We start from the raw sequence: 17,245 nt of genomic DNA, 5'->3' as shown, positions 1-17,245 counted from the left end.
AACCAATTACGCTATGGGGATTGGATTATTCCAGCCCCAGACCTTCCCTGGGGGGTTGTGTCAGTTCCCTGACAGTATCTTCCAGTTGCTGAAGTTTGCGGTTAACCTGCACCCGGAATGAATCAACCGCTTTAACTGCCTGCTGCTGATCTTCCACTTTCCTGGTGAGCTCAGCCTGAAGTTTTTTCTGATCAGCCACCAGCTTTTTCATTTCAGCAACCTGTTTGTCAAACTTCGCAAGGCTCTCCGTCATCATACCCTGGGCAGCCACCTGCTCAGTGCTAATGGCCTTCATCAACTGATCCATTTCACGAATACGCTTCTGCAAAGCACTCAGCTGGCCAGATGCTTTGTCCACTGTTTTGCCTGCTTTATCTGCTTCCTTGAGAGCTTTGGCAACATTATCCTTATTGATCAGGATCCACTGACGGTTTCGCTTGTTCGAAACATCCCAGAGCTTGCGAATTTCAGAATTCACTACCTCCAGCTCAGATCGCAGCGCTGAGCCGCTCTGATCAAGGTTTTCACCAGTAGCAGTGATCTCTCCGGTCACGGTACTCAGCTTTTCCTGGGTGACCTTCAAGGCCTGGCGGGTATCAGCCAACTCCTTTTGTATCAATTTGAATTGCCAGACGCCACCCGCCCCAAGCACAACAATCATGACCAGTATGAGCCAGGTCAGGCCATTTCCACCTTTAGCCGAAGCAGTCCGCCCCGAACCCCCTTTCTTGAGAGGAGGCGTTCCTCCGGAAGCCACAGCTTTCCTGCGCCCCGGACGCTCGTCCGCTGCAATTGAGAAATCCGGTATATCATTGATCGCCTTTTTCTCTTCTCTCATGGGTTTCTCATCTGTCTCTTAATCCGCTACGGGCATCTGTTCCGCCATGGGCAGTTGAGGGGCAATACTACTATGAAATAGAGACTGGAATAAGGGCAACAGACTTTATGATCAGCGCCGTAACAGAGAAAATCAGCGGAATTGCCTATCACAGTCTGGAAATATCCGGTTCATGACACTGTTTCAGGTTTTTTCTGTCACCCGGGGGTTGAAGAGATATCGCGCGCCCCCAAACTATCCACCACATAGATTCGTAATCAAACCGATGTTAATATCGTCGCGCGAGACGAATTCAGGTCAAACAAGATCAACCCCCCAAGTGGAGAACGACAACATGGCTTTTGAACTTCCTGCACTGCCCTACGCACGCGATGCACTGGCTCCTCACATTTCTGAAGAAACTCTGGATTACCACTACGGCAAGCATCACAAGACCTACGTTGACAAACTGAACGGTCTGGTTGCGGGTACCGAGCTGGAGAGCAAGAGCCTGGAAGAAATCATCAAGACTTCTGAAGGCGGCATCTTCAACAACGCTGCTCAAATCTGGAACCACACGTTCTACTGGAACTGCCTGAGCCCTAATGGTGGTGGTGCTCCTGCCGGTGAACTGGCTGAAGCTATCAATAATGCTTTCGGTTCTTTTGACGATTTCGTTGCTGCATTCAACGACAAAGCGGTTAACAACTTTGGCTCTTCCTGGACCTGGCTGGTTAAAAACAGCGATGGTTCTGTAGAAATCGTAAACACCAGCAATGCAGGCACTCCTTTGACGACCAATCAGAAACCACTGCTGACCTGCGACCTGTGGGAGCATGCCTACTACATCGACTATCGCAATGTGCGTCCAGAGTATCTGAAACATTTCTGGGCACTGGTTAACTGGGACTTTGCTGCGGCTAATTACGATGGTTAAGATTCTGATTTGATAGATACACAATTAAGTTGGAAATTCTAACATTTAAGTTAGCAAACAGGCTTAATTTTTGACCTTCACTGTCTGGCATATAAATGTCAGACGGTGTTTTTCTTTATGCCTTTAAAGAATATAAATGAAGTGGTCTAATGACACCGGACACCTCGTTAAGCACAATAGTGCAACCAGTAACGAGGTTCATAATGGCAACGCGAAAACATTATTCTCAGGAATTCAAACTCAAAGCTGTAAAACTGGTTACTGAACAAGCTCAGTCGCCTACAGCAGTCGCCAGAAGTCTAGGAATTTGTGCGACTAACCTCCGTCGTTGGGTTCGACTCAGTGAAGAGAAGAAAGAGCTGGCTTTCCCCGGCAAAGGCCATCAGGCCCTGACGACTGAACAGCAGAGAATCAAAGAGCTTGAAGCTGAAAACAAACAGCTGAAAATGGAACAGGAAATCTTAAAAAAAGCCATGGCCTTCTTTGCGAAAGACCAGCTGTAAGATACGCCTTCATACAGCGGGAGAGGAAGGCCTATCCTGTCGTAACGCTATGCAAAGCACTAAAAGTTAGTCGCAGTAGCTTCTACGAATAGAATAAACAACAGGCAAAAAATCAACAGATTGACCCGGAGATGTTTCGCCTGGAGGCAGATGCCCGAGAGATTTTTGCTCAATCAGGTGACCCTTATGGAAGTCGTCGAATGGCGAAAGCCCTGCGTTCAAAAGGTTACAGCATAGGGCGTTATCAGGCCAAAACCCTGATGCAACGGCTTGGCCTGCGGGTTCGGGCGGTCAAAAAATTCAAGGTGACAACCAACAGCAAACACAAACTGCCAGTGGCGGCAAACCTTTTGAATCGTGAGTTTTCAGTTTCAGCACCCGACAGAGTATACGTAGCTGATATCAGCTACCTCTGGACTCGTGAAGGCTGGGTTTATCTGGCGGCTGTCGTTGATCTGTTTTCGCGGAAAGTCGTCGGTTGGTCGATGAGTAACCGTATGACGACAGAGCTGCCCCTGGAAACTTTGAGAATGGCTTACTGGGGCAGAAAGCCTGGAGATGGTGTGATGCACCATTCAGATCGTGGCAGCCAGTACGCGTCTCTGGAGTATCAGAATCAACTCAGGGAGTATGGGATGGTCTGTAGTATGAGTCGCAAGGGTAATTGCTGGGATAACTCTGTGATGGAGCAGTTCTTTGGCAGCCTGAAAAGGGAAAGAACGGATCATTATATTTATGATACTCGGGCAGAAGTAGAGGCACATGTTATTGATTACATTTTGTTCTACAACAATAAAAGATTGCATTCCTACCTGGACTATGTGAGTCCAGTAGACTTCGAGAAGCAAAAATTGAAAAAAGCAGCTTAATCAGGTGTCCGTTTTTACTTGACCACTACAGATAAACGATTGACCCAGCGGCTGCTGGCGGGATGAATAACGCTGAATCACAAGAGTGCCTGATACATAATTAACAGCTGATCATATTGCTTACACGCCATTAACGCCAGCATGCTTTCAATATGCTAGCATATAAAATGGTAGCGCAATGACTTAGCAAAATGGAGGCCCCCTATGGCAACACTGACCATTAGAAATCTACCTGATGAACTGGTTGAGCGCCTTAAACTGAAAGCCAAAGCAGCCAATCGTTCCATGGAGCAGGAGTTGCGGGAACTGCTGGAAGCCAGCTACCCCAGGAAGCAGGATACAATTGACCGTATCAGAAGCCGCTGGAACCAGCTCCCGGAAACCCATCATGAAGAAATGGACGAGTGGCGCAACGAAGGGCGTCCATGATGGCAAATAAGGGCATAAAAGCAGCTGTCATCGATACCATGGTATTTGCCTATGGCCTTCTTAACGAAACGGACTTTGCAGAAGATTCACTCACAACCATCGCTCGTACAGAAACTATTCACGTACCCGACTCCATCAGGGCCGAGCTGACCAATGTGCTATGGCAGTGGATTACCCAAAAAAGCATTTCCGTGCAAACCGGCCTGGATGTGCTTCAGGATGCCAGCACCCTGTTCAGCCGTGTTCATCCGACCGAACATTACTGGCGGGAGGCCTTGATTCTGGCCTGTGAAGACAAGCACCCTGCTTATGACACCCTTTTCATTGCCGTGGCGAAAGGCCAGAGTATCCCCCTGGTGACTTACGATAAAAAGCTGCTGAAAACATATCCTGACATAGCCATCAGGCCCGATGTGTATATTCGAACCCTCTGAATACAAAGAACCTGCAACCCTGGCCACTCGCTACATATTAGAATGGGCACCGTTGCAGGCCTGTGACTCAATTGATAGCAGCTGAAGCAGGAAACGCAAGCTGCTCGAAAACCGGTAGGTCGTTCAAACCATTTCGCTTTTCACCCTCACTGGCACCATGCCAACAACCAGACTCATCCTGCAGCTCTTTCGCTTTCAGCCCACTGCTCAGGCTTCACTGAAACAACCCTGATAGCGGGCTTTGAGTATGCGCACCAACTGATCCTCAGCCTGATATCCAGCCTCTGTGTTTTGATAGCCAACAGCATTCACAACCGCTGTGACAAACTCATCAGATGCACTGGCAAGGCTCTCAAGCTCATGTCTGAGATAAGTCACCTAGGCGTCTTTCAAGTAACGGCGGTAAGAGGAAAAAAAGAAAGGAAAAAAGGACATCCAATGAAAGGAAAAAAGGACATCCAATAAAGGGAACGGAAAAAAAGGACATCCAATTAAGAAAAACGGAAGGAAAAAAAGGACATCCAAGGAAGGAAAAAAAGGACATCCAATTAAAGCAGGAAAAAAAAGACATCCAATTAAAAGAAAAAAATTATCCATTTAAAAGAAAAAAATTAAAGAAAAAGGAAAAAAAGGACATCCAAGGAAGGAAAAAAAGGACATCCAATTAAAGCAGGAAAAAAAGACATCCAATTAAAAGAAAAAAATTATCCATTTAAAAGAAAAAAATTAAAAAAAAAACAAGATATCCACGGAAAAAAACGGAAAAAAAGGACATCCAATAAACGAAAAAAAAGGAAACAGGAAAAAAAGGACATCCAATTAAAAGAAAAAAATTATCCATTTAAAAGAAAAAAAATTAAAGAAAAAACAAGATATCCACATCAAATATAAAATACAGACCACAAACTGGGAGCCTGGCAACCCATCAAACCCTGACAGCCACTCAAAATCATCGCTTATCATAACAAACGACAAGCGGATCACTCAAAAAAGGAAAAAGTCAGAAATAGGTAGACGCCCCATATGACAGGAGCAACAAATAACAACGAAAAAGTCGGGCAATCAGCTTAAGCCATGAAATAAACGACTACAGATAAACAATCCCTTCACCCATTGCTGTCCCATTTCCCGAGCAAAAGTTTTCATGGCTTCCAGCCTGCCCACTGCACGATAGAAGCGGTTATTCCATCTCATGGTTTTGAGCCATTCATTTGAATCAATTTCCAGTCGGGTCAGAATGGGTGGAATATCTGAAGGGTTTGAACCTTTCTTATCAGATCGCACTGCACGCCCACTCCAGTCAACCAACTCAAGATAATCATGAAGAATATAAGGCAACGCCTTATCCGGATTTTGCCCCTGTGATCGAAAAGGCATAAGGGTGGCTGGCTGCTTTCGGGTATCAGAACCTGCCAAATTTTCAATTCGTTCCTGGATCGACGTGTAGTCTGATCCTTCTGGAGTTTCAGCCATTTCGGCACGGAGCGGATTCAGGTCAACATAGGCCATGCAGGTCAACAACGCTGCCTCATCCAACAACGCCTGACTTTTAAACCGCCCTTCCCAGAAGCGACCTTTGCAGCCATCTTCCTGGTTAGCCTCACGGGCAAGATATTCGTTGAGGCAACGCATGAACCAGCTGATACTCGTTAGACGATTTCGATACTCTTCAACAAATTCGTCCACGCGAGCCAGTTCCGAATGACTCAGCCGGTCAGCAGCAAGATACTTCTGAACCAGAAGCGGCCCTGTGAAAAGCCTTGTCCATCGACTCAAAACTTCGTCTCTTGTCCACTCTCTGGCAGGTTTTTGATTAATATGCAAAACCACATGATAGTGATTCGACATGACAGCATAGGCGCAGACCTCTATAGAAAAGATTGAAACCATTTCCCTGAGCTTGTCAACAATCCACTGCCGACGGTGCTCGTAGTTTTTGCCCGTTAAATGATCCTCTCCACACAAATATGCTCTGCGTACGCATCGAGCTATACAGTGATAATATGGCGTGGAGCCTGGGTCGATCAGAGAACTTCGTGCACGGGTCATAATCTCTCCTGCCGGAACTAAATATCAGCAACAGGGAAAAATTAGACGAGCTGGCTTGTTTGTCAAATATAAGGGTGTCCTATTATTTTTCCCTGCCGATGCACTCCTTAATAGTCAAAGTAGCCAGGGAAAAATCCGTGGATATTCCAGGAAAGAAGCGAGGGCCTGCCATTAATGTCTCTAATGTCCCTGAGCAGGCGCAGCCAGAACAGAAGGAACAGGGTAATTGGCAGGGTAAGAAAGTTCAGTCAAATGATGTGCCGGTCGACGATCTGAGGCACAGCTCTTCAAGCTCAGGCTCAGACTCAGCTTTTGCTGAAATATCTGACTTGTCTGACTTTTCGGTTTCTTCCCACCCCCCAAGCCCGGGAGAATTCAGTGAAACTGAACTCTTTCCTGAAGATGATGTTTTTACTTATCCCTCTCCTTTGAATGAAACGGCCCATCTGGCAAAAAAACAGTTGGGTAGAGGGCGCTTTGCAACGGTACACCGGGTTATTCAGGAAAAAAGCGGAGGCAAGCAAGAACATTTTGCATTAAAACAGACGCATTTGGGTGACCAGGGAGCAGGTGAAGACAGGATATTAAAGAAATTGGGAGAGCATCCAAATATTGTCAGCAGTTATGGTCTGGTCGAAGTCGACGGGGTCAGAGGGCTCCTGACAGAGTTGATTGAAGGCCCCTCTCAGGATAGCGTGATGATGCTTCTTATTGAGCTTTATGGAAATGGCAGGCTCAGCAGTCAGGCGTTTTTCAATGTTCTGGCGTTTATGGAATACGAGAAGTTCCGGGCACTTGATCACCTGCACAAGAAAGGCATTGTCCACAACGATCTGAAACCCAATAACGTCATGATTGATCTTAAAAGCGGCCGCTTGAAACTGATTGATTTTGGTGGTGCCAAAGAAGAGGGTCAAAAAGCCAGTTACAGTCATGAAGACTACGCTTCTCCGGAATTGTACCGATCGGAGTTAATTAAGAAAGAAGAAGTTAAAGCCAGCTATGCAACGGATGCCTTTGCTCAGGGGCAACATCTCTACCGTTTTTTGAACAGTCCGGATCAACCCCATATTCATTCCTTTACCAATGGCGCGGATCCATGGGGCAAATATACGCCCAATCAACGATCTGAAGCGGCTTTTGAGGTACTTAAGGCATTTCTTGATTATCAGAAGCCCAATTTTGATGGCAGTTACAAACAAGCAATGAAGCCAGTAAGTCCTGAATTAACAGAGGACGATCTGAAGACTGAATCTGAGCGTATGAAGCTGCAAGAATTTAATCTGGATAGTCTGCTGACCTCCAGTGATGAAATTAGCAGCATTATAAAGTTGCTGGATGGGGATTTGAGCGCCAATGATGTAGAAAGAATCAAAAAAATGCTGCATGGAAAATTAAACGCCAAGGACAGCGAGACAGCGCAAAGACTGCTGGACGGGCCGCTCACATTTCATGATATCAAGGCAATCAAACGATTGCTCTATAGCAAGTTAACGACACCTGAAAAAGAGACGGTGGCCGATCTCGGACACCTGATAGCCTCTGCAGAAGAGATGAAGAGAAGTAAAAGTCAGCTGATTAATATGATTAACCGCCTGCTGCACCCGTCGCCCGAGCAGAGAATGACACCAGAGCAAGCTTTGCAGCACACCTGGTTTACTGAGCGTACGATAGACAAAGAGCAGGCCTTAAGAACTCTTCAGATGGCTGCTGATGCCCTGAAGGGAGGTGATGAAGGTGGTGAAAATAAGCGTTTTGTATGAGTGACTGAGCCCACCTCGGAGCGCCTTTTAAACCCTTCACTTTCTTCTCCCGGATAATAGGCTCCCGTTAATTACCTCTCATTCCTGCCGATTCACTCATTAATAATTAAAGTAGCCGGGAAAAATCCGTGGATATTCCAGGAAAGAAGTCAGAGCCAGCCAATGCTGCATCGCTCCCCGCTGAGCAGGCGCAGCCGGAACCGGAGAAGCAGGGGAAATGGCAGAGTAAGAAAGTTCAGCTCGAAGCGCCGGTGAAAAATTTAGAGCAACACTCTTCGGGCTCAGGCTCTGATTTCAGTGGTATCTCCACTTCTTCGATTTCTTCTTACCCGTCAAGCCCCGGAGTCGTCAGTGATAGCGAAGTATTTCCTGAAGATGATGTTTTCACGCATTCCTCACCATTGAATGAATCGGCCCACCTGGCTAAGAAGCAATTGGGTAGAGGACGCTTTGCATCGGTACATCGTGTTATCCAGGAAAAAAGTAAAGGCGTTAAAGAACATTTTGCATTAAAACATACTCATTTGGGTGACAAGGGAGAACGGGAAGCCAGGTTATTAAAGAAGTTGGGAGAGCACCCAAATATTGTCAGAAGTTATGGAATGGCCGAAGTCGACGGTGTCAGGGGGCTCCTGACGGAGTTGATTGAAGGCCCCTCCCAGGATAGCGTAATGATGCATCTGATTGAGCTCTACGGCAATGGCAGGATCAGCAGTCCGGCGTTTTTCAATGTTCTGGCGTTTATGGAGTACGAGAAGTTCAAGGCGCTTGATCACCTGCATAAAAAAGGCGTTGTCCATAATGATCTGAAACCCAATAACATCATGATTGATCTTAAAAGCGGCCGCTTGAAACTGATTGACTTTGGTTGTGCCAGAGAAGAAGGCAGCAGAGCCAGTTATAGTCATGAAGACTACGCTTCTCCGGAACTATACCAATCCGAGTATGAAAATGGGTTGGTCAGAGCCAGTTATGCGACGGATGCTTTTGCTCAGGGGCAACATCTGTACCGTTTTTTGAACAGTCCGGGTCAGCTCCATATTCGCTCTTTTACCAATGGCGCAGAGCCATGGGGTAAATATACCCCCGACCAACGATCTGAAGCAGCTTATGAGGTGCTCAAGGCATTTCTTGAGTATCAGAAGCCCAATCCTGATGGCAGTTACAAAAAGGCAATGAAGCCAGTAAGTCCTGAATTAACAGCGGATGATCTGGAAGCTGAGTCTGAGCGTATGAAGCTGCAAGAATTTAATCTGGACAGCTTGCTGACCTCCAGTAGTGAAATTGGTGTCATCACAAAGATGCTGGATGGAGAGTTGAACGCCAGAGACATAGAAAAAATCAAAAAAATGCTGCATGGAAAATTGAATGCCCGAGACAGTGATACCGCTCAGGCACTGCTGGATGGACCACTTTCATTGGATGATATCCAGGCCATCAAACGACTGCTCTACGGCAAGTTAACGACACCTGAAAGAGAGACGGTAGCCGATCTGGGAAAACTGATAGAGTCTGCAGAAGAGATGAAGAAAAGTAAAAGTCAGCTGACTGACATGATTAACAGTTTGCTGCACCCGGAGCCCCTGGAGAGATTAACGCCAGAGAAAGCTTTGCAGCATCCCTGGTTTACTGATCGGACAATAGACAGAGAGCAAGCCCTGAGAACACTTAACTGGGTTGCTGATGTCCTTAAAAGAGATGAAGGCGATGCAAATAAGAGTTTTGTATGATGGTCTCTGTCCTCTTTGTACGAAAGAGGTCGCACGCTGGCAAAATGCCCGTTTTCGCTGTGAAGTAGAGTGGTTTGATATCACCGGTCAGGAAAAAGTACTGGAAACCTGGGGGGTTGATCCCGGTAAGGCTCTGCTTGAATTGCACACCATGACCAATGATGGACAGGTTTATACCAGTATTGACAGCTACGCTCTCTTGCTCAATCAGCTACCCGGTTGGGCCTGGCTGGGTTGGCTCATGAGTCTGCCCGGTCTGAAACAGTTCCTGAAATGGACCTACGACTGGATGACCAAAGTCCGCCTGAAAAAAGAGGGACGCTGGCCGGGTCAGTGCAACACAAAACAATGTAAATAGCCTTGCACTTGTTCATTACACATCATCATCCGTGTACTTGGTGTGCGAACGCAAAAATATTGCCGACAAGCAGTGTAAGTCCCTTGACCAGACTGACCAGAGGAAAGACAGCGTTGTTGGCTCCCAGATTGAGTTCGTCATTGACATTATGGAAATCTCTGGGGAATTTTTTTTGCATGTCGAAGATACTCAAACCTTCTGGATACAGTGTGCTATCCAGATTTCCAGTCTCCTTTATATGTTTCGAGAAACACTCAACATAACGATCAAATGTGGCCTCATCAGGTTGCCTGGCCGTCCAGTAAATAATTTCACGGGCTGTTCGATTCAGCCATGAACGGTATGTGTCTTCGACTAGCCCCATAAGTTCTTGCAGTCTTGACTTGGACGGCGACTCTTTTTCTTTTGCTAACAGGCCTGACAGGTATTCGTTCAGTAGTTGCTCAATAAAGTTTTCTGTGTCTTCCACTGCCTGTTGATTTTGATAATGATAATCCGGCGAGTCGCGGCGCAGACGTGATCTCAACAACACGGCTGCCAGCAGGTTTTCGCAGAGGGCATTGGCAAAACTTAACCGCTGCATAACTTCTGGCGTATAGCCCGAAGTTTTTGAGTCTCTGGCAGTGAGGCCGCTTTTCATGCTGCCATAGAACTCAACATCGCCCCAATCCCGTAGACCATCCCAGCCAAAATCAGGGCGTTCAATGGCTTTGATCCAACCTCCAAATGTTCCGGGTAATGGCAAGGCATAAAGCATGGATCCCAACAAAGGGGTGAGGAACACCCAGCGACGTCCGGTATCGTGAAACGCCGGGATAGTTGACGTGGGCATAACACCAAAGTTGCCATTAAGTACTCCAATATCATGGATGCCTTTCAATAGACCTCTCTCGGCGACCGCGAAGGGGGCATTGGTTAGATCAGGAGTGTGAGCGTATTGACCATAGTGTCTTGTGGCCTTGAAGAAGTAGACCCTGACAGCTCTTTCACCATCAACATTAATCACTTGTAAGCGATCAGTGAAACCTCGGGTACTCTCGGGAAGATCCTTTTCCAGCACCGTAAGGTATTGGCCAAAAAGGGGTTTCTGGCTTTTGAAGCGGTCACTTTTGGCTATAAGTTGATGCATAACGCCTTCTTGCGCCAGGGTAGTCACGGGCTCCCCGACCCGCTGGAACTTATAGTAATCAACCTCTTCACCGTTGGTTATTGCCAGTGTACGGCCACCAACAATGGTTCCTTCTTTTTCAAACAGTGACAGCCGGTGCTGACCAGGATAAACCGATGGAAATTCTGTTTCACCAGCACGAGCAAATTCTGACTGTAACTGACGACTGGCGTCTTTATTCGCAAACTCAAAACTATATGCGTGGAGAGACGCCAGCAACTTGAATGCCACAGTATTTGGCTGTTGAAATTTGAGCGGGTTAACCGGCTCTGTTAATGCAACAGAGGAGTCCAGTCTGGAGAAAAGCCCAGGATCATTGAGATAAGCCAGAGTATCATCCAGTAACTTTCTGGGTAAGCGATCCTTCCAGAACCTCAACAACAGCGGTTTGTTAGCAAGGATCCTGGCAGCCAGAACATGAACAAGCCTTTGCTGGAGTGCCGGGTCATTGCAACACTGCTCCAGATACCCTGCATCATTAAACTTATGCAAAAAATCCAGATGGAGTTCAATGTAGCTTACTATAAGGTCGCCTTTGTCGGGCCGTAAACCTCTCTTAATAATATGAGTCGCTCCAGACCAAAAGGGTTCAGAGTTTAAAACGATATCGTCTTGTTTCGTCAGTAATTCATCGGAAAACGAATCGAAATATTTTATAGGGAAATACTGACAGACAGTACCCATCACCTGGTTTTTATAATCATCATCTGCATTAATTTTTTCAAAAAACTCATCAAGAAGACTAAGGGAAAAATTTTCACTTTTCTCAGGTCTGTTGATTAATATTTTCAATAAAGACCATTTTGCTTTTTCGATTAATCCCTGAAGCAACCTATCATCTGTATTTTTAATTGATACAACAATAAAAGGATTGGCAATTACCAGCTTATTTAACAACAAAGCAAGTTTATCTCGATCAGTCTTATATCTTTCTATACAAAGATGATAAATATCAGGTAAGGGCGTGGTATACGAACGAGCGAAATCTCTGTTACCCAGAATGGCTGAAGCAGTTTTGAAAAGGACTTCTTCAAAGAAATCATCATCATTTATCAGCACCTTATATTCATGATTGCCGTTGAAAATTTCGCTAAAATTATCACACAAATTTTCACCGTCAAGGGAATCCAAAATCGACTTTTTTGTTATGAACCGATCCGGAACCTCTGATAATTGACACCGTCCCTTCGATAATTGTAAAAGGCAGTAGTCTTTTTTTCTGTTAATAATGTGTTGTGGCAGATCTTTAAGTTCTATCCTTCCTGAATTGATAAGCTCATCATACAATTCATCATCTTTAAAGCTGTGTGGAAGAACGCTCAGAGATCTTATTTTTGCTGCGATGTCCAGATAACCATAAATCAGTTGTGCCTGTTTCGGTGGTGTTCCCTTCGGAAGACCATTCACGTTTGAGTACTCTATCAAAAAATCAATATCAGATTTTAATTCTTCAGAAAAGTCTTTGTAGTGAGCGGTTAGGGCCAGGTTCCTGATATCATTTAAAAATATTTTTTTTGTTCGATCAGCTGTTGATAACAATACATCTCTGATTTTATCACCTTCCGTCATTGAAAAAGCACACCAAAGACGGTTCCTTACTATCTCTTCAAGAAGGGTTTCCGATTTGAAATAATCTTCAGGCAAATATTTTTCAGGCGCATAAGGAAGAAAGTCGGCAACATCGATAAACTCATCTTTTGTGAGCCGATCGCTTCTACCATCAATGAGTCCTTGAATAAGCTCGACTTGTCTGTCGCTGATGATCGCACTATTCGCACTCTGAATGGCTTTAAGCTTTCTTAAAGGTCTGGGTGATAATGCTTCGGGCTTCACAACTCTGTCATCAGTAAAGTCCAGTTTTCGTTTGCTTATAGTGGCTTCACGAGTATCTACCTCTAAAGCAACAGCTCTGGAGGAAATTCCGATCTCTTTCTGATCTTGTTGCCCTGTTGCGGGATCTGGTATGAAAACTGTGCGATTGACTCCAAATGGCTCACCGCTGACAGAGCTGAAGGTTCTGCCGGAGACCTTGCCATGATCCGCTGTCTCTTTAATATCCGCTGTAGCACCGCAGGTAGAGGGATTAAATGATTGTTGAGATAATCGATCCATTGTTTATTTCTGCCTTTAACTGTCCTTAATCTTGACGAGGGTCAAGCCAAAAAATGCTTAAAAATTTTGACCCATGAAATAAACAAAAGTTCCAAAATCGGGTGGGGACGGGCTTTTACTCAACATCCGGCAGCCAACCTTCAGTCATCACTTCCTCATATGTCCATGGGCATTCCCTGGGGAAATCACTGGGTTTACACATCATTTCTCTAGCTACTTGATTTCGAGCTGATTGATAAGCTTTTGGTAAAATCTCGTCCAATTTATTGTTGAGAGAAGGGTTTTCTTCCAATTCTTCTTGTACAGCGTCCCTCTGTTTTCCAATACTGATCAACCAGCTTGTGTGCCATTCTTTAAAGTCGTGCATATCATCTTTTTTAGACTGCATCTGCCATTTAAGCGCATGTAAAAAAAGCCCTTTTAGACAACTTTTTACTGTACGATAACGAGCTTTGCCCATGTCCTCAACTTCCTCGATCAGGTTGTCCAAATCCAGCTCGCTATAACGACCTTGCCTAATCAGCTCGGCTTGCTGAAAAGACCAACTGTAGAAGTCGGTATCGTATAAATCACTCATTGTTAAACCTCTTGTGAAACAATGCAGTATGTACCAATGAACAATGACCATTACCAGTGAACCGTTACGATCCGTGACCTCTTGACAATTATAAAACATGCCTTCACGCACCAAAAAAGAGCCTGTGCAGAGGCAATAAAGAAGGATCGTAGAGCTGCAAAAAAGGCCAATGGCCAAGCCAGTGCCACATCAAACAATGTAAATAGTCTTAAATACTGGCTGCGCTGGGGGAATACGAACCTCATTCCCTATTTTCTTCCTCGGTGTATTGACCTGCGTACGCAAAAATATTGCCAGCTAACAACGTAAGCCCCTTGACCAGGGCGACCAGGGGAAAGACGGCGTTATTGGCTCCCAGATTGAGCTCATCATTGACATTATGGAAGTCTTTGGGGAATTTTTTATGCATGTCGAAGGTTTGCAAACCTTCCGGGTACAATGTGGCATCCAGGTTTCCGGTTTCCTTTATATGTTTTGAGAAACACTCAATAGAAGGATCAAGTGCACTGTCACCTTTCGCCTCATAGGGTTGTTTGGCTGTCCAGTACAAAATTTCCTCGGCTGTTCGCTTCAGCCAGGAGCGGTATGTGGTATCGTCAAGCCCCATCAATTCTTGCAGTCTTGGTCTGGGCGGCGATTCTTTTTCTTTTGCCAACAGGCCAGACAGGTATTCATCCAGTAGTTGCTCAATAAAGTTTTCTGTCTCTTCCACTGCCTGTTGATTTTGATAGTGATAATCCGAAGAGTCCCGGCGCAGGCGAGCTCTTAACAACACTGCTGCCAGCAGGTTTTCGCAGAGGGAGTTGACAAAACTTAATCGCTGAAGAAGCTCGGGAGTATAACCCGACGTTTTTGAGTCTCTGGCAGTGAGGCCGCTTTTCATAGAGCCATAAAACTCAACATCGCCCCAATCCCGCAAACCATCCCAACCAAAATCAGGGCGTTCAATGGCTTTAACCCAGCCCCCAAAGGTTCCCGGTAATGGCCAAGCATAAAAATCAGAGTTACCCAACAATGCGCTAAGGAACACCCAACGACGGCCGGTAGCATGAAACGCCGGGATCGTTGACGTGGGCATAACGCCAACGCTGCCATTAAGTACGCCAATGTCGTGAATGCCATTCAACAAGCCTCGCTCGGCGATCGCGTAAGGGTTGTCGGTTGCATCCGGAGTATGGGCGTATTTAGCGTAATTTTCTGTCGCTTTGAAATGGTAGACCCGGAAGGCTCTTTCACCATTAATTTCGCTCACTTGTAAACGATCAGTGAAACCCGGGATACTTTCGGGAAGATCCTTTTCCAGTACCATGAGGTACTCTCCAAAACGGGGTTTCTGGCTTTTAAAGCGGCCACTTTTGGCAATAAATTGATGCATAATGCCTTCCTGTGCCAGAGTGGCTTCGGACTCTCCAATTCGCTGGAATTTATAGAAATCAACTTGCTCACCATTCTGTACTGCCAATGTACGGCCACCGACGATGGTTCCCTCTCTTTCAAATAGCGACAATGAATGTTGATGTTGACCAGGATAAACCAGTTTAAAGTTTGTGTGATCCGCACGGTCAAATTCTGATTGCAACTGACAACTTGCGTCTTTATCGGCAATCTGAAGGCTATTTCCCTTAAGAGACGCCACCTGCCTGAGTGCCAAAGTGTTGGGTTGTTGGAGTTTGAGAGGATTCACCGGTTTTGTTAATGCTCTGGAGACATCCAGTTCGGATAAAAGGGCAGGATTATTGAGATAAGCCAGAGTACCATCAATCAAATGCCGGGGGAGATAACGTGGCCACTCCGTCACTAACTGCTGCTTGTTGGCAATGACCTTGTTAGCCAGGACATGAATAAGCCTTTGCCGGATTGCCGGGTCGGCGCAACGCTCCTCAAAATATCCTTTGTCATTGAAGTGGCTCAAAAAAAGTGGATAGGATTCAATGTAGTCTATTATGATGTCGGCTTTGGCGGGCCGTAATTTTCTGGAGATAATGTGAATCGCTCCAGCTTTAAAGGGCTCAGAACCCAGAACCAGAGCGTCTTGCTTACGCTTTATGTCTTCTGAAAAAGGTTCTGAGCAAGTGACAGGAAAATACGGATAAACAACATTTATAACTTGGTTTTTAAAATCATTACTTGCATTAACTTTATTGAAGAAACGAGTAATCATAGGCATAAAAAAAAGGTGACTTACTTCAGGCATACTATCCAATATTTCCAACAATGATTCTTTTGCTTCCTCAATCAACTCCTGAAACAGCTGATCACCGACATCTTTAACAAGTAAAATAAAAAAAGGATTAGTTCTTATCAATCTTTTCAGCAACAAAGCAAGTTTTTCTCTATCATCACTGTATTTTTCAATACAACATTGATAAACCTTGGACAAGGTATTGATTTGTGCAGTGTAGAAATTATATCTTGCTTCCAACACCGATGAAGTCATTTTTAGCAGGAATTCTTCAAAGAAGTCAGGATCATTCTTCAGCGTCTCAAATTCACTATCACTTCTGAGGATATTGATAAAATCAGCATGCAAACTGTCACTATTAAGCGAATCCAGAACAACCTTTTTTGTTATAAACTGAGCCGGAACCTGTGATAACCGGCACAGACCTTTTGATAACTGCAAAAGGCAGTACTCTCTGTTTTTGTCCCGGATTTTGAATGGCAGCTTACTTATCTCTATTCTTCCTGAACGGATAAGCTCATCATAAAAATCATCATCTTTAAAGCTTTCAGGCAGAATATTTATAGACTTTATTTTGGCTGCGATATCCAGTCGCTCATAAATCTGCACAGCCAGTTGCGGCGGTGTAAAACAGGGAATACCGTGAAAACTTGAGCATTCAGTCAGAAAATCTATATCCTTTTTTAATTCTTCAGGAAAGCTGCTGTAGTCAGGCCTGATGCCTTCTTTCCTGATACGGGTCAAACACAACTCTTTTTCCCTTTCAGGTGTTGATGCTAATACCTCCCAAAATTCATCACTCCCCTCCATTGCGAAACGCTTCCAAAGCTGATTTCTTATAATCCCTGACACAAGGGTGGGTGATTTGAAAAAATCTTCAGGCAATTTTTCTTCAGCGTAATAATCAAGAAAGTCGATAACCTCTATAAACTCTTCTATTGTGAATCTACCTTTTTCTTCATCCAGGAGTCTTTGTATCAGCTGGAATTGTTTGTCGCTGATGATAGCAGTAGATGTCCCCGGAATAGCTTTAAACTTTTTAAATTTTGGTTTTTTTTTAGCGGCTACAAGACTATCTATCTCTAAAGCAGCGACTCTGGAGGCAATCCCCACGTCTTTTCGTTTTTTTCTTGTAATGGGATCTGGCCTGAAATCTGTGGGATTGACACCAAATAGATCATCACCGGCAAGGCTGACGGATCTGCCGAAGACCCTGGCTGCATTTTTTTTATCATCAGCTGTAGCAATGCAGGTAGAAGGGTTTAGCCTTGAATTACATGAGGGTTGATTTAATTGATCCATCATTTTTATCCTTTC

At 45.1% G+C, this 17,245-nt stretch carries 12 protein-coding genes and 1 pseudogene; 7 read left to right on the top strand and 6 right to left on the bottom strand.

Annotation, left to right across the window (positions count from 1 at the left end; all coding sequences use genetic code 11):
• Nucleotides 1-25 precede the first annotated feature (25 nt).
• Nucleotides 26-838, bottom strand: coding sequence for a hypothetical protein (locus ACO6VG_RS14070; protein WP_422132894.1), 813 nt, complete (start codon nucleotides 836-838; stop codon nucleotides 26-28).
• 334 nt (nucleotides 839-1,172) lie between these two features.
• Between ACO6VG_RS14070 and sodB the strand changes: the two genes are divergently transcribed.
• The 4 genes and pseudogenes from sodB (at nucleotide 1,173) to ACO6VG_RS14050 (ending at nucleotide 3,989) form a co-directional block, all read left to right on the top strand.
• Nucleotides 1,173-1,754, top strand: coding sequence for a superoxide dismutase [Fe] (gene sodB, locus ACO6VG_RS14065; protein ID WP_422132893.1), 582 nt, complete (start codon nucleotides 1,173-1,175; stop codon nucleotides 1,752-1,754).
• Nucleotides 1,755-1,957: 203 nt separating this feature from the next.
• Nucleotides 1,958-3,126 (top strand): annotated as a pseudogene (locus ACO6VG_RS14060) (IS3 family transposase).
• Nucleotides 3,127-3,330: 204 nt separating this feature from the next.
• The gene (locus tag ACO6VG_RS14055; RefSeq protein ID WP_422132892.1) at nucleotides 3,331-3,555 is read left to right on the top strand and encodes a FitA-like ribbon-helix-helix domain-containing protein; all 225 of its coding nucleotides are present in this window, start codon (nucleotides 3,331-3,333) and stop codon (nucleotides 3,553-3,555) included.
• Complete coding sequence (locus ACO6VG_RS14050; protein WP_422474397.1) at nucleotides 3,552-3,989, top strand: type II toxin-antitoxin system VapC family toxin; 438 nt, start codon at nucleotides 3,552-3,554, stop codon at nucleotides 3,987-3,989. The genes ACO6VG_RS14055 and ACO6VG_RS14050 overlap by 4 nt, the downstream gene beginning before the upstream one ends.
• Before the next feature lie 207 nt (nucleotides 3,990-4,196).
• Here the strand turns inward: ACO6VG_RS14050 and ACO6VG_RS14045 are convergent, their stop codons facing one another.
• Together ACO6VG_RS14045 and ACO6VG_RS14040 are read right to left on the bottom strand one after the other, a co-directional pair.
• Entirely contained in the window at nucleotides 4,197-4,367 is a 171-nt protein-coding gene (locus ACO6VG_RS14045; RefSeq protein ID WP_422132890.1) for a hypothetical protein, read from the bottom strand.
• A gap of 684 nt (nucleotides 4,368-5,051) precedes the next feature.
• Complete coding sequence (locus ACO6VG_RS14040) at nucleotides 5,052-6,038, bottom strand: transposase (protein WP_422474395.1); 987 nt, start codon at nucleotides 6,036-6,038, stop codon at nucleotides 5,052-5,054.
• A gap of 137 nt (nucleotides 6,039-6,175) precedes the next feature.
• On the opposite strand from ACO6VG_RS14040, the gene ACO6VG_RS14035 reads away from it, so the two are divergent.
• From ACO6VG_RS14035 to ACO6VG_RS14025, 3 genes are all read left to right on the top strand, one after another.
• Nucleotides 6,176-7,801, top strand: a complete 1,626-nt coding sequence (locus tag ACO6VG_RS14035; protein ID WP_422474393.1) for a serine/threonine-protein kinase — start codon at nucleotides 6,176-6,178, stop codon at nucleotides 7,799-7,801.
• A gap of 128 nt (nucleotides 7,802-7,929) precedes the next feature.
• Entirely contained in the window at nucleotides 7,930-9,531 is a 1,602-nt protein-coding gene (locus ACO6VG_RS14030) for a serine/threonine-protein kinase (protein ID WP_422474391.1), read from the top strand.
• The gene (locus ACO6VG_RS14025; protein ID WP_422132886.1) at nucleotides 9,509-9,889 is read left to right on the top strand and encodes a thiol-disulfide oxidoreductase DCC family protein; all 381 of its coding nucleotides are present in this window, start codon (nucleotides 9,509-9,511) and stop codon (nucleotides 9,887-9,889) included. Before ACO6VG_RS14030 ends, ACO6VG_RS14025 begins: the two co-directional genes overlap by 23 nt.
• 25 nt (nucleotides 9,890-9,914) lie before the next feature.
• Here ACO6VG_RS14025 and ACO6VG_RS14020 read toward each other — a convergent pair whose 3' ends face one another.
• From ACO6VG_RS14020 to ACO6VG_RS14010, 3 genes are all read right to left on the bottom strand, one after another.
• Nucleotides 9,915-13,169: a hypothetical protein gene (locus tag ACO6VG_RS14020; RefSeq protein ID WP_422474389.1), complete on the bottom strand. Its 3,255-nt coding sequence runs from the start codon at nucleotides 13,167-13,169 to the stop codon at nucleotides 9,915-9,917.
• Between the two features lie 115 nt (nucleotides 13,170-13,284).
• Nucleotides 13,285-13,746 carry a DUF29 domain-containing protein gene (locus ACO6VG_RS14015; protein WP_422137419.1) on the bottom strand — a complete coding sequence of 154 codons (462 nt, stop codon included), beginning with the start codon at nucleotides 13,744-13,746 and terminating at the stop codon, nucleotides 13,285-13,287.
• Nucleotides 13,747-13,987: 241 nt separating this feature from the next.
• Nucleotides 13,988-17,230 carry a hypothetical protein gene (locus ACO6VG_RS14010; RefSeq protein WP_422474387.1) on the bottom strand — a complete coding sequence of 1,081 codons (3,243 nt, stop codon included), beginning with the start codon at nucleotides 17,228-17,230 and terminating at the stop codon, nucleotides 13,988-13,990.
• Nucleotides 17,231-17,245 lie beyond the last annotated feature (15 nt).

Source organism: Endozoicomonas sp. ALB032 (assembly GCF_049310125.1).
Lineage (GTDB): Bacteria > Pseudomonadota > Gammaproteobacteria > Pseudomonadales > Endozoicomonadaceae > Endozoicomonas_A.
The sequence above is the reverse complement of the archived record's forward strand: the minus strand, read 5'-3'. Positions and strand labels throughout refer to the sequence as shown.

Coding starts and splice junctions, on each gene's coding strand:
- ACO6VG_RS14070 (WP_422132894.1), bottom strand. CDS start 838: ATGAGAGAAGAGAAAAAGGCGATCAATGATATACCGGATTTCTCAATT.
- sodB (WP_422132893.1), top strand. CDS start 1,173: ATGGCTTTTGAACTTCCTGCACTGCCCTACGCACGCGATGCACTGGCT.
- ACO6VG_RS14055 (WP_422132892.1), top strand. CDS start 3,331: ATGGCAACACTGACCATTAGAAATCTACCTGATGAACTGGTTGAGCGC.
- ACO6VG_RS14050 (WP_422474397.1), top strand. CDS start 3,552: ATGATGGCAAATAAGGGCATAAAAGCAGCTGTCATCGATACCATGGTA.
- ACO6VG_RS14040 (WP_422474395.1), bottom strand. CDS start 6,038: ATGACCCGTGCACGAAGTTCTCTGATCGACCCAGGCTCCACGCCATAT.
- ACO6VG_RS14025 (WP_422132886.1), top strand. CDS start 9,509: ATGCAAATAAGAGTTTTGTATGATGGTCTCTGTCCTCTTTGTACGAAA.
- ACO6VG_RS14020 (WP_422474389.1), bottom strand. CDS start 13,169: ATGGATCGATTATCTCAACAATCATTTAATCCCTCTACCTGCGGTGCT.
- ACO6VG_RS14015 (WP_422137419.1), bottom strand. CDS start 13,746: ATGAGTGATTTATACGATACCGACTTCTACAGTTGGTCTTTTCAGCAA.
- ACO6VG_RS14010 (WP_422474387.1), bottom strand. CDS start 17,230: ATGGATCAATTAAATCAACCCTCATGTAATTCAAGGCTAAACCCTTCT.